Annotated in this window: 12 protein-coding genes; 5 read left to right on the forward strand and 7 right to left on the reverse strand. The window is 61.9% G+C overall.

Annotated features, from left to right (window positions below; translation table 11 throughout):
* Nucleotides 1-70: 70 nt before the first annotated feature.
* From pstS to pstB, 4 genes are all read left to right on the forward strand, one after another.
* Nucleotides 71-1,093 carry a phosphate ABC transporter substrate-binding protein PstS gene (gene pstS / locus ACCD05_RS02735; RefSeq protein WP_112980267.1) on the forward strand — a complete coding sequence of 341 codons (1,023 nt, stop codon included), beginning with the start codon at nucleotides 71-73 and terminating at the stop codon, nucleotides 1,091-1,093.
* An 84-nt stretch (nucleotides 1,094-1,177) separates the two neighbouring features.
* Entirely contained in the window at nucleotides 1,178-2,155 is a 978-nt protein-coding gene (gene pstC / locus ACCD05_RS02740) for a phosphate ABC transporter permease subunit PstC (RefSeq protein ID WP_026283050.1), read from the forward strand.
* Nucleotides 2,156-2,157: 2 nt separating this feature from the next.
* Nucleotides 2,158-3,006 carry a phosphate ABC transporter permease PstA gene (gene pstA / locus ACCD05_RS02745; protein ID WP_413391024.1) on the forward strand — a complete coding sequence of 283 codons (849 nt, stop codon included), beginning with the start codon at nucleotides 2,158-2,160 and terminating at the stop codon, nucleotides 3,004-3,006.
* Nucleotides 3,006-3,812 (forward strand): phosphate ABC transporter ATP-binding protein PstB, encoded by an 807-nt coding sequence (pstB, locus tag ACCD05_RS02750; protein ID WP_413391026.1) that lies wholly within the window; start codon nucleotides 3,006-3,008, stop codon nucleotides 3,810-3,812. Before pstA ends, pstB begins: the two co-directional genes overlap by 1 nt.
* A gap of 44 nt (nucleotides 3,813-3,856) precedes the next feature.
* On the opposite strand, the gene gmk is transcribed toward pstB, so the two are convergent.
* From gmk to fabD, 7 genes are all read right to left on the reverse strand, one after another.
* On the reverse strand, nucleotides 3,857-4,537 hold the full coding sequence (gene gmk, locus ACCD05_RS02755) for a guanylate kinase (RefSeq protein ID WP_112980271.1): 681 nt from the start codon (nucleotides 4,535-4,537) through the stop codon (nucleotides 3,857-3,859).
* 3 nt (nucleotides 4,538-4,540) lie between these two features.
* Entirely contained in the window at nucleotides 4,541-5,428 is an 888-nt protein-coding gene (locus tag ACCD05_RS02760) for a YicC/YloC family endoribonuclease (protein ID WP_413391028.1), read from the reverse strand.
* A 17-nt stretch (nucleotides 5,429-5,445) separates the two neighbouring features.
* Nucleotides 5,446-6,681, reverse strand: a complete 1,236-nt coding sequence (mltG, locus tag ACCD05_RS02765) for an endolytic transglycosylase MltG (RefSeq protein WP_047513340.1) — start codon at nucleotides 6,679-6,681, stop codon at nucleotides 5,446-5,448.
* Between the two features lie 117 nt (nucleotides 6,682-6,798).
* Nucleotides 6,799-8,061: a beta-ketoacyl-ACP synthase II gene (fabF, locus tag ACCD05_RS02770; protein WP_413391030.1), complete on the reverse strand. Its 1,263-nt coding sequence runs from the start codon at nucleotides 8,059-8,061 to the stop codon at nucleotides 6,799-6,801.
* 93 nt (nucleotides 8,062-8,154) lie between these two features.
* Entirely contained in the window at nucleotides 8,155-8,391 is a 237-nt protein-coding gene (locus tag ACCD05_RS02775; protein ID WP_003502080.1) for an acyl carrier protein, read from the reverse strand.
* Between the two features lie 291 nt (nucleotides 8,392-8,682).
* A complete protein-coding gene (fabG, locus tag ACCD05_RS02780) occupies nucleotides 8,683-9,420 on the reverse strand; it encodes a 3-oxoacyl-[acyl-carrier-protein] reductase (protein WP_018898755.1) in 738 nt (245 codons plus the stop codon).
* A 29-nt stretch (nucleotides 9,421-9,449) separates the two neighbouring features.
* On the reverse strand, nucleotides 9,450-10,394 hold the full coding sequence (gene fabD / locus ACCD05_RS02785; protein ID WP_413391033.1) for an ACP S-malonyltransferase: 945 nt from the start codon (nucleotides 10,392-10,394) through the stop codon (nucleotides 9,450-9,452).
* Between the two features lie 207 nt (nucleotides 10,395-10,601).
* Between fabD and ACCD05_RS02790 the strand changes: the two genes are divergently transcribed.
* Nucleotides 10,602-11,579 (forward strand): aldo/keto reductase (locus ACCD05_RS02790; RefSeq protein ID WP_413391035.1); only part of this gene is annotated, 978 nt, incomplete at its 3' end.

Genomic DNA, 11,579 nt, shown 5'->3' on the forward strand with positions numbered 1-11,579 from the left:
GCGCAAGCAAACAAGTAGCCCCCTATTGATCTCGCCGTCATCTTTTCAGCTTTCAGGAAAGCGAACCCTTATGCGTACCAACAGATTTTTGACGACCTGTTTCGGCATCGGCCTTGCGGCCGTCATGGCCGCCTCCGCTTCCGCCGCCGATATCACCGGCGCCGGCTCGACCTTCGTCTACCCCGTTCTCTCCAAGTGGTCGGCTGACTACAACAAGAAGACCGGCGACAAGCTGAACTATCAGTCGATCGGTTCTGGCGGTGGTATCGCTCAGATCAAGGCCGCAACGGTCGATTTCGGCGCCTCCGACAAGCCGCTCGAATCCAAGGAACTGACGGATGGCGGCTTCGGTCAGTTTCCGCTGGTCGTCGGCGGCATCGTTCCCGTTATCAACGTCAAGGGCATCAAGTCGGGCGAGCTGAAGCTCACCGGCAAGGTTCTCGCCGACATCTACCTCGGCAACGTCACCAAGTGGAACGACAAGGCCATCGCCGACCTGAACCCGGGCGTCAAGCTGCCGGATTCGCAGATCGCCGTCGTTCACCGCTCGGACGGTTCGGGCACCAGCTTCAACTGGACCAACTACTTCTCGAAGGTCAATGCTGACTGGAAGTCCAAGGTTGGTGAAGGCACCGCCGTCAACTGGCCTGTCGGTATCGGTGGCAAGGGTAACGAAGGCGTTGCAGCCTACGTTACGCGCGTGAAGGACTCGATCGGTTACGTCGAATACGCCTACGCGCTGCAGAACAAGCTGCCCTACGTGCTCATCGAAAACGCCGCCGGCAAGTATCCGAAGCCGAACGCCGAGAGCTTCGCTGCTGCCGCTGCAAGCGCCGAATGGGACAAGGCTCAGGACTTCAACCTGATCATGACCAACGCTCCTGGCGACAAGGCCTGGCCGGTCACGGCTACGACCTGGGCAATCATGTACAAGCAGGCCAAGGACGAAGCTCGCTCCAAGGCTGCCTTCGAGTTCTTCAAGTGGGCGCTCGAGAACGGCCAGAAGCAGGCTTCCTCGCTCGACTACGTTCCGCTTCCCGATAGCCTCGTGAAGCAGATCGAAGCCTACTGGACCGCCCAGTTCAAGGGTTGATCCCCATACTGTCGAAACGGCCGGAGAGCTCTGCTTTCCGGCCGGCTTAACTTTGATTGCCCCTCAAAGATTAGAGAACAGACAATGAGCCAAGTTTTGGCATCGCAGCGCGCCGAGAGTGTCGGCGTGAAGCGTCGCCATGGCGCGACCGGCGACATGGTATTTTCCGCGATCGTGCTGTGCTGCGGCATGTTCGTGCTGATCGCGCTTCTGGCCGCGACCTTTTCCATGGGTTGGGGCGGCCTCCTTGCCTTCCGCACCTTCGGCCTGGAATTCCTCTACGGCACCGAATGGGACCCCGTTGCCCAGAAATTCGCCGGCCTCGTGCCGATCTACGGCACGCTGGTCACCTCGGCGCTCGCGATGATCATCGGCGTCCCCATCAGCCTTGGCATCGCGGTGTTCGTCACCGAAGTGGCGCCACGCTGGGCGCGCGGACCGATCGGCGGCGCCATCGAATTGCTCGCCGGCATTCCGAGCATCATCTACGGCATGTGGGGCCTCTTCACCTTCGCGCCCTTCATGGCCGATTATATCCAGCCCGTTCTGATCGACTGGCTCGGTCCGCTGCCGGTTATTGGCGCGCTGTTTTCGGGCGCTCCCATGGGGATCGGCATGCTGACGTCGGGCATCGTGCTCGCCATCATGATCATTCCTTACATCGCTTCGGTCATGCGCGACGTCTTCCTCGTCGTCCCGGCACAGCTGAAAGAATCGGCCTACGCGCTCGGCTCGACCAAATGGGAGGTCGTGCGCGATATCGTCATCCCGCATACCCGCACCGCCGTCGTCGGCGGCATCTTCCTCGGCCTCGGCCGCGCACTCGGCGAGACCATGGCCGTCACCTTCGTGCTCGGGAATACGCACAATATCGCGATCTCGCTGATGGAACCCGGCAACTCGATCGCCGCGGCCATCGCCAACGAGTTCACGGAGGCCGACACGGATCTCTATCTGTCGTCGCTAATCGGCCTCGGCTTCATCCTCTTCGTGGTCACCTTCATCGTTCTGGCGGCCGCCAAGCTGATGCTGCTCCGGATCGCCAGGCAGAAGGGAGAATAATCATGACGACATCCAACTCCCTTTACCGTTATCGGCAGATCAAGAGCGCGATCGCACTCTCGCTCGCGACCGTCGCGACGGTGATCGGCCTCATCTTCCTCATCTGGATCCTGTGGACCACGCTGATCAACGGCATCACGGCACTCAGCCCTCGCCTGCTGACCGAAATGACGCCGCCACCCGGCGAGGACGGCGGCCTGGCGAATGCCTTCATGGGCAGCCTTCTGATCGTTCTCATGGCCGTCGTTCTCGGCACGCCGATCGGGATCCTCGCCGGCACCTATCTTTCGGAATACAGCCGCGGAAAGAAGATCGGCGATCTCGTTCGTTTCGTGAACGATATCCTGCTCAGCGCGCCGTCGATCATCATCGGCCTGTTCATCTACGAGCTTGTGGTGCGCCAGACCGGGCGCTTCTCGGGCTATGCCGGTGGTATCGCGCTCGGTTTCATCTTCTTGCCGGTCGTGGTGCGCACCACAGACGAGATGCTGCGGCTGGTGCCCGACGTCATGCGCGAGGCCGCACTTTCGCTCGGCATCCCTCGCTGGAAGGTGACGGTGCATGTGCTTTATCGCGCCGCATCGGCCGGCATCCTCACCGGCGTGCTGCTTGCCGTGGCGCGCATCTCGGGCGAGACCGCGCCGCTTCTCTTCACCGCCCTCAACAACCAGTATTGGAGCACGGACATGTCCGGGCCGATGGCCAACATTCCCGTCGTCATCTTCCAGTACGCGATGAGCCCCTATGACGAGTGGCATACGCTCGCCTGGGCCGGCGCCTTCGTCATGACCGCCATCGTGCTGCTGCTCAGTGTCGGATCACGAATCATCCTGAGCAGACGGGGGAAATAATGCTGCACTCTTCCAGCGCACTCGATACCGGCAGGACCGCACCCACAATGAAGACCGACAAGATCACGCTCGAAAACGTCAACTTCTTCTACGGGAAGACGCAGGCGATCCGCGACGTCAGCATCAGCTTCCCGGAGCGGCAGGTCTCGGCCCTGATCGGCCCGTCCGGCTGCGGCAAGTCCACGCTGCTGCGCATCCTCAACCGCATCTACGCGCTCTATCCAGGCATGCGGGCGACGGGTACCGTGAAGCTGGATGGCGACAACATTCTCGACCCTCGCTATCCGATGAACGAACTGCGCGCCCGCGTCGGCATGGTGTTCCAGAAGCCCGTCCCCTTCCCTATGTCGATCTACGACAACGTCGCCTATGGCATCCGCCATCATGAGCGGCTGTCGAAGACGGAGATGGACGGGCGCGTGGAAGAGGCACTGCGGCAGGCGGCGCTTTGGGACGAGGTGAAGGACAAGCTCAAGCAGAGCGGTCTCGGCCTCTCCGGCGGTCAGCAGCAGCGTCTGTGCATCGCGCGTGGCGTGGCGCTCAGGCCCGAGGTTCTGCTGCTCGACGAGCCGACATCGGCGCTCGATCCGATCTCGACCGCCAAGGTCGAGGAACTGATCGCGCAGCTGAAGGCGAACTTCACGATCGTGATCGTGACCCACAACATGCAGCAGGCCGGCCGTATCTCGGACAACACCGCCTTCATGTATCTGGGCGAGCTTGTCGAGCATGGCCCGACATCGCAGATATTCGAGGCGCCGAAGAACAAGCGGACCGAGGACTACATCACCGGTCGCTACGGCTGATCATTTCAAGGAATGACGCCGGCGCCAATGCGCCGGCGGATGCATCAGAGAACCGGCGTCTCTTCGATCAGGCCGGTCACGAAGTCGAACATGCCATGGCGGCGATCGCGGCGAAGGCGTTCGGCGCGGACGATCGACTGCACGGCCTCGAAGGCTGTGTTTAGGTCGTCGTTGACAATCACATAATCATATTCGCGCCAGTGGGCGATCTCGGCGCGGGAGTTGGCCAGACGCGTTGCGATCACCTCTTCGGAGTCCTCGGCGCGGCGGTGCAGGCGCGACTGAAGCTCGGTCATGGTCGGCGGCAACACGAAGATCGAGACGATATCGGCCTTCATCTTTTCCTGCAGCTGCAAGGCGCCCTGCCAGTCGATGTCGAACAGCATGTCGCGACCATCGGCCATGGCGGCCTCCACCGGCTCGCGCGGCGTGCCGTAGAAATTGCCATGCACTTCCGCCCATTCGAGCAGCTCGCCGCTGTCGCGCATGCGCTCGAATTGGGGAATGGTGATGAAATGATAGTGCGTGCCGGCAATCTCGCTCGGGCGACGCTGGCGCGTCGTGACGCTCACCGAGATTTCAAGGCTGCGGTCGCGCTCCAGGAGGTTGCGCGCGATGGTCGACTTGCCGGCGCCCGAAGGCGAGGACAGGACAAGCATCAGCCCGCGACGGGGGATCACGGTTGGGCTGCTTGACGTTGGGGGGCTCGACGGGGTCGGGCTCATGGTTCACTCCAAATTCTGAACTTGCTCGCGGAACTGGTCGATGACCACTTTCAACTCAATACCGGCTGCTGTCACGGCAGCCGCATTGGACTTCGAGCATATTGTATTCGATTCCCGGTTAAATTCCTGTGCAAGGAAATCGAGCTTGCGGCCGATAGGGCCGCCCTTGGCCAGCAGGTCGCGCGCCGCGGCCACGTGTGCCTTCAAGCGATCGATCTCTTCGCGCAGATCGGCCTTGGTCGCCAGGATCGCCGCCTCGGCATGGAGCCTATCCTGATCGAACTTGCCGGATGCATCCATCAGCATCGCGACCTGGGCCGCAAGCCGTGCCGCGATCTCGCGCGGCGAACGCGACGGGTCGTTTTCCACGATCTGGGTCAAGCGCTCGATGATCGCCACCTGGTCGAGGAGCACGCGGGACAGCGCCGCCCCTTCCTGCTCGCGCATATGCCTGAGGTCGGTCAGCGCCAGCCATAGGCCGTTCATGATCTTGGCATCGCGCGCGGCGATCGCTTCCGGGCTATCCTCGGTCTCGCGGAAATCGACGATACCGCGAATGCCGAGAAGCGTGTCGAGCTTCAACGGCGCCGGATCGATTATATCAGCCAGCTGATCGCGCAGCGACAGAACGGCGGCAAGCGCTTCCTGGTTGAGGACGGTTTCGACGCGGCTTTCGGGCGACGAGACGGACAGCGACACCTGCATATTGCCGCGGCTGAACTGCTCGCCGGCAAGCCGCTTGACGTCATTTTCCAGCCGCTCGAGGCCAGGCGGCAGGCGCAGGCGAATATCAAGACCCTTGCCGTTTACCGAGCGCAGTTCCCAGGCCCAGCGCCAGCGATCGGTCGTGCCTTCGCGCCGCGCAAAACCCGTCATGGACTGCAAAGCCATGGAAGCCTCCAATAATGTTAGTTTCTCTTTTTCTTCGGAGCCGGAGCGGGCGCTGCAGGCGCATCGGCGGGCGTTGCGGCATCGGGCTGTCCGTCGACCGCGATATTCGGATCGGCGCCCTTGTCGGCTTCCAGCTTGCGCCAACGCCGGACATTGGCGTTGTGGTCCTCAAGCGTGGCGGCGAAGACATGGCCACCCGTGCCGTCGGCCACGAAATAGAGGTCCTGCGTCTTCCACGGATTGGCAACGGCCTCAAGCGCATCGCGGCCGGGATTGGCGATCGGCGTCGGCGGCAGGCCCTTGATCACGTAGGTGTTGAAGGGCGTCTCTTTCTTGAGGTCCGACTGGTAGATCGGCCGGTCGGCCGGCTTGCCGTCGCCACCGAACAATCCATAGATGATCGTCGGGTCCGACTGCAGGCGCATGCCCTTGCCGAGACGGTTCAGGAAGACCGAGGCCACATGGGCGCGCTCGTCTGGAACGCCGGTTTCCTTCTCGACGATGGAGGCGAGAACGATCATCTCGTCCTTCGACTTGAAGGGCAGCGACGGATCGCGCTTGTCCCAAATCTGGTCCACGAGCTTCTGCTGGGCCGCGGCCATTTGCTCGATGATCTCGGCGCGCTTGGTACCGCGCGAGAACTTATACGTATCCGGGCGCAGGCTGCCCTCGGCCGGCAGGACCGTCGGCAGGTCGCCCTCAAGCACCTGGTCCTCGTTCATGCGGTTGAACATCTGGCGGACGCTCAGGCCCTCGGGGAAGGAGATCGAATAGAGGATGGACTTGCCGGATTTCAGCAGTTCCATGATCTCGTTCATCGAGGCGTGCGCCTTGATCTCGTATTCACCGGCCTTGAGGCTTTCGCCATCATTCAGATGGGTGGCGGTGAGATAGCGGAAGACGCGGCCATCGGAGATGATGTTGTTGCGCTCAAGATTGAACGCGATCTCGGTGATCCCTGCGCCGTTGCGCACGATGAAATTGGTGTTGGCCTCCAGCGGACCGGGGCTCTGGTAGGTGGAAATCGCATAGTAGAAGACGACGACGGCGGCGGCGCAGCCGAGCACGACCAGCGTCATCAGGAAGTTCAGGAAAATGACGACCTGGCTTCTGGCCTTCTTGGAGCGCTTCGGCGGCTCCGGCACGCGCTCAGGGCGCAGCGCTTCGGTTGGCGATTTCGGAATGATCGGGCCACTCTGCGACTGCTGGCCCTGCTGGCCGGTCGTGTCGTTGCTCTGGTTCGTATCGCTCACCGGCAATCCTCTAAATTTGGCCCCAAAAGCTGCTTCTTGCGAAGCAATGCGGCGAAATGCGGGTGGGCAGCCATCGGATTGGACTGCCCTGCCCGTTACGGACGTCGTGGGTCAGTCTCAGGCGACGTAGCGGCGCAGCACCAGCGATGCGTTTGTACCGCCGAATCCGAAGGAATTCGACAGCGCCACGTTCACTTCCCGTTGACGCGCCTTGTGCGGGACGAGATCGATCTTCGTCTCGCGCTCCGGGTTGTCGAGATTGAGCGTCGGCGGCACGACGTTGTCGCGGATCGAGAGCGTCGCGAAGATCGCCTCGATAGCGCCCGCAGCGCCCAGAAGGTGGCCGGTGGCGGACTTGGTCGAGGACATGGAGATCTTCGACGCGGCGTCGCCGACCAGGCGCTCGACAGCGCCGAGCTCGATCGTGTCCGCCATGGTCGATGTGCCGTGCGCGTTGATGTAATCGATATCGGCGGGCGTCAGGCCAGCGCGCTTCAGCGCCATCGCCATGCAGCGGCCAGCGCCTTCGCCGTCTTCCGACGGCGCGGTGATGTGGTAGGCGTCGCCCGACAGGCCATAGCCGACGACTTCGGCGTAAATCCGCGCGCCGCGCGCCAGGGCATGCTCGAGCTCTTCGAGAACGACGATGCCGGCGCCCTCGCCCATGACGAAGCCGTCACGGTCCTTGTCGTAGGGGCGCGAGGCCTTGGTGGGGTCCTCGTTATGCTGCGTGGACAGCGCCTTGCAGGCCGCGAAACCGGCGAGCGAGATGCGGCTGACCGGCGATTCGGTGCCGCCGGCGACCATGACATCGGCATCGCCGAAGGCGATCAGACGGGCAGCATCGCCAATGGCGTGCGCGCCGGTCGAGCAGGCGGTGACAACGGAGTGGTTTGGTCCGCGCAGCTTGTGACGGATCGAGACCTGGCCGGATACGAGGTTGATCAGACGGCCGGGAATGAAGAAAGGAGAAATGCGGCGCGGGCCCTTGTCGCGCAGCGTATAGCCCGCTTCGACGATGCCTTCGATGCCGCCAATGCCGGAGCCGATGAGGACGCCGGTGGCAATCTGGTCTTCGTCGCTCTCGGGGTGCCAGTTGGCATCGTTGAGCGCCATGTCGGCCGCAGCCATACCATAGACGATGAAAGGATCAACCTTGCGCTGTTCCTTGGGCTCCATCCAATCATCCTGATTGAAGGTGCCGCCGGTGCCATCGCCGACAGGGATACGGCATGCGATCTTGGCCGGAAGGTCATCGACTTCGAACTCGGTCACGAGGCGTGCGCCGTTTTCACCCGCCAGCAGGCGAGCCCAGGTCACTTCCGTGCCGCATCCCAAGGGAGACACCATGCCAGTGCCCGTAATAACCACCCGTCTCATCGACTGCATTCCCCCGCCTTTTGTGTTCTATGGAGACCATGCCAGAAATAAAAAGGGCGGACTCCGGGTCCGCCCTTTCTAAAGTGCTCAGGATTAAGCCTGGGCCTTTTCGATAAACTTAACAGCGTCGCCGACCGTCAGGATCGAGTCCGCAGCGTCGTCAGGAATTTCAACGCCGAATTCTTCTTCGAACGCCATGACCAGTTCGACGGTGTCGAGCGAGTCAGCGCCCAGATCGTCGATGAAGCTTGCGCCTTCGACAACCTTGTCGGCGTCGACGCCAAGATGATCAATAACAATTTTCTTTACGCGTTCTGCGATATCGCTCATGTCGGTTTCCTCGACCTTATAATCCTGATCAGAGAGCCTTTATGGCACCCTACCCTGTTTCAGCCTGCGGCGCCCTAAAGCCACCTTCGGCAAACTCGTTGTACCCGGCTACCAGAGATGTCCCAGGCTTGCTTGGAAAGCCTGCCGGTCCGTCTTCTTTCTCGGGAGACTGTTCACAGTCATGGCCCGATTAACACGGTTTATGTCTGCCGCAAAGCCAGAAAATCAACCCCATAGCGTTGGTGAACAGGCTATTGCGGGGAAAAACGGCCCGAAAGCCAGTTTTCCGTTTCAGATCATGGCCATGCCGCCATTTACATGCAAAGTCTGGCCCGTCATGTAGGCCGCTTCCGACGAAGCCAGGTAAGCAACGGCGGAGGCTACTTCGGCACCGGTGCCCATGCGCTTCATCGGGATCGCGCCCATGATCGCGTCCTTCTGCTTGTCGTTCAGCTTGCCCGTCATCGCGCTTTCGATGAAGCCGGGCGCCACGCAGTTGACGGTCACGTTGCGGGTCGCGATCTCCTGCGCCAGCGACTTGGTGAAGCCGATCATGCCGGCCTTGGAGGCGCAGTAGTTCGCCTGGCCCGGATTGCCGGTGACGCCGACGATCGAGGTGATGTTGATGATGCGGCCGTAGCGGCGGCGCATCATCGGATGCGTGAGTTCGCGGGTCAGGCGGAACATCGAGGTCAGGTTGACTTCGATGACGCTGTCCCAGTCCTCGTCCGACATGCGCACGAAGAGGCCATCCTTGGTGATGCCGGCGTTGTTGACGAGAATGTCGACGCCGTCGAGTTCGGCTTCGGCCTTGACGCCGAGTGCCTTGACTTCGTCGCGATCGGCAAGGTTCGCCGGGAAGATCTTGACGCGGTCGCCGAGTTCATTGGCCAGCGCCTCGAGCTTTTCAACGCGGGTGCCGTGCAGGCCGACGATAGCGCCCTGCTTGTGCAGGATGCGGGCGATTTCTTCGCCGATGCCGCCAGAGGCACCGGTTACCAGAGCCTTGCGGCCGGAGAGATCGAGCATGGAAGAATTCCTTGTAATCGTTAAATCAATCAGGCCAGAAGAGCGGCAACGGCCGCATCGATATCAGCCGGCGAGTTGACCGAGATGCCGGTCACGTTCTTGTCGATGCGACGCGCGAGGCCGGTCAGGACCTTGCCGGCGCCGAGTTCATAAAGCGTCGTCACGCCGTTTGCCGCGAACCACTCGACCGTTTCGCGCCAGCGAACCTGGCCGGTGACCTGTTCGACCAGCAGCTTGGCGATTTCTTCGGCATCGGTGACGGGCGCGGCGCGAACGTTGGCGATGACAGGCACGACCGGGTTCGACTTCGCGACGCCTGCCAGCGCTTCGCGCATCGCGTCAGCCGCCGGCGCCATCAGCGCGGAATGGAAAGGTGCGGAGACCGGCAGCAGGATCGCGCGCTTGGCGCCCTTTTCGGTGGCGATGGCGGCAGCCTTTTCAACCGGCGCCTTCTCACCCGAAATCACGATCTGGCCGCCGCCATTGTCGTTGGCGATCTGGCAGGCGCCGAGAGCCGAGGCTTCCTCGCAGACGGCGATCACGTCGGCATGTTCGAGGCCGATGATGGCGGCCATGGCGCCGACGCCGACGGGCACGGCAGCCTGCATGGCGTTGCCGCGTATGCGCAGGAGGCGCGCGGTATCGGCGATCGAGAACATGCCGGCGGCACAGAGAGCGGAGTATTCGCCGAGCGAGTGGCCGGCGACGTAGGAGACCTTGGCCTTGAGATCGACACCCTTGGCTTCGAGCACGCGGATGACGGCCATCGAAACGGCCATCAGCGCCGGCTGCGCATTGGCGGTCAGCGTCAGTGTCTCTTCCGGACCGTTGAACATGGTCTCGGACAGCTTCTCGCCGAGAGCGTCATCGACCTCTTCAAAAACGGCGCGCGCTTCGGCGAAATTCTCGGCAAGATCCTTGCCCATGCCGACGGCCTGACTGCCCTGGCCAGGGAACGTGAAAGCGATGGTCATCCTATGTCCTTTTTATATGGACCCGCGGTCATTTCGCCTCCAATTGACATTCTTTCCCCGAGAGTCAAGTGCCGGAGGCCTGCGTTCCAAGGCTTTCGCGACTGCAACAAAGCCGCAGATTTGCTCTTGCGCTTGCTCAATTCCGGCCTAAATTCGCGCCGTCCTTCAAAGACCTCATTCTTTTAAGATCACGATTAAGGCTCCCGAATGAAACACAAGAAACTTGGTCGCACCGATATCTCGGTGTCCGAAATCTGCTTGGGCACGATGACCTGGGGTTCGCAGAACTCCGAAGCCGAAGCGCACGGCCAGATGGACTATGCGTTCGAAAAGGGCGTCAACTTCTTCGACACCGCCGAACTCTATCCGACCACGCCGCTTTCCCCGGAAACGCAGGGTCTTACCGAGGACTACATCGGCACCTGGCTCGAAAAGACCGGAAAGCGCAAGGATGTCGTGCTCGCCACCAAGGTCGCCGGCCCCGGCCGCGCCTATATTCGCGGCGGCGAAGGCGCTGATGCCAAGAATATCCGCCTGGCAATCGAAGCCAGCCTGAAGCGGCTGAAGACCGACTATATCGATCTCTACCAGATCCATTGGCCGGTTCGCGGTCACTTCCACTTCCGTCAGAACTGGCACTACGACCCCTTCAAGCAGGACCGCGCCAAGGCTGTCGCCAACATCACCGATATTCTCGAGACGGTGGGCGCACTGGTGAAGGAAGGCAAGATCCGCGCGATCGGCCTCTCCAACGAGACGACCTGGGGCACGCAGAAGTATCTCACGATCGCCGAGCAGCTCGGCCTGCCGCGCGTCGTCAGCATCCAGAACGAGTATAACCTGCTCTATCGCCACTACGATCTCGACATGGCGGAAATGTCGCACCATGAAGATGTGGGCCTGCTCGCCTACTCGCCGCTCGCCGGCGGCATCCTGAGCGGCAAATACATCGGCGGCGGCAAGCCCGAGGGATCGCGCGGCTCGATCAACGGCGACATCGGCGGACGCCTGCAGCCGCTGCAGGAAGCACCGACCAAGGCTTACGTCGAGATCGCCAAGCGCCACGGCCTCGACCCATCGGCCATGGCCATCGCATTCTGCCTGACACGCCGCTTCATGACATCAGCCATCATCGGCGCAACGACCATGGCGCAACTGACGACCGATATCGACGCGGCCGGCATC

Source organism: Rhizobium sp. Rhizsp42, from assembly GCF_047304155.1.
GTDB lineage: Bacteria > Pseudomonadota > Alphaproteobacteria > Rhizobiales > Rhizobiaceae > Rhizobium.

Bases quoted from the DNA above. Each gene is read 5' to 3' on its own strand.
- pstS (WP_112980267.1), top strand. From the start codon at position 71: ATGCGTACCAACAGATTTTTGACGACCTGTTTCGGCATCGGCCTTGCG.
- pstC (WP_026283050.1), top strand. From the start codon at position 1,178: ATGAGCCAAGTTTTGGCATCGCAGCGCGCCGAGAGTGTCGGCGTGAAG.
- pstA (WP_413391024.1), top strand. From the start codon at position 2,158: ATGACGACATCCAACTCCCTTTACCGTTATCGGCAGATCAAGAGCGCG.
- pstB (WP_413391026.1), top strand. From the start codon at position 3,006: ATGCTGCACTCTTCCAGCGCACTCGATACCGGCAGGACCGCACCCACA.
- gmk (WP_112980271.1), bottom strand. From the start codon at position 4,537: ATGAGCCCGACCCCGTCGAGCCCCCCAACGTCAAGCAGCCCAACCGTG.
- ACCD05_RS02760 (WP_413391028.1), bottom strand. From the start codon at position 5,428: ATGGCTTTGCAGTCCATGACGGGTTTTGCGCGGCGCGAAGGCACGACC.
- fabF (WP_413391030.1), bottom strand. From the start codon at position 8,061: ATGAGACGGGTGGTTATTACGGGCACTGGCATGGTGTCTCCCTTGGGA.
- ACCD05_RS02775 (WP_003502080.1), bottom strand. From the start codon at position 8,391: ATGAGCGATATCGCAGAACGCGTAAAGAAAATTGTTATTGATCATCTT.
- fabG (WP_018898755.1), bottom strand. From the start codon at position 9,420: ATGCTCGATCTCTCCGGCCGCAAGGCTCTGGTAACCGGTGCCTCTGGC.
- fabD (WP_413391033.1), bottom strand. From the start codon at position 10,394: ATGACCATCGCTTTCACGTTCCCTGGCCAGGGCAGTCAGGCCGTCGGC.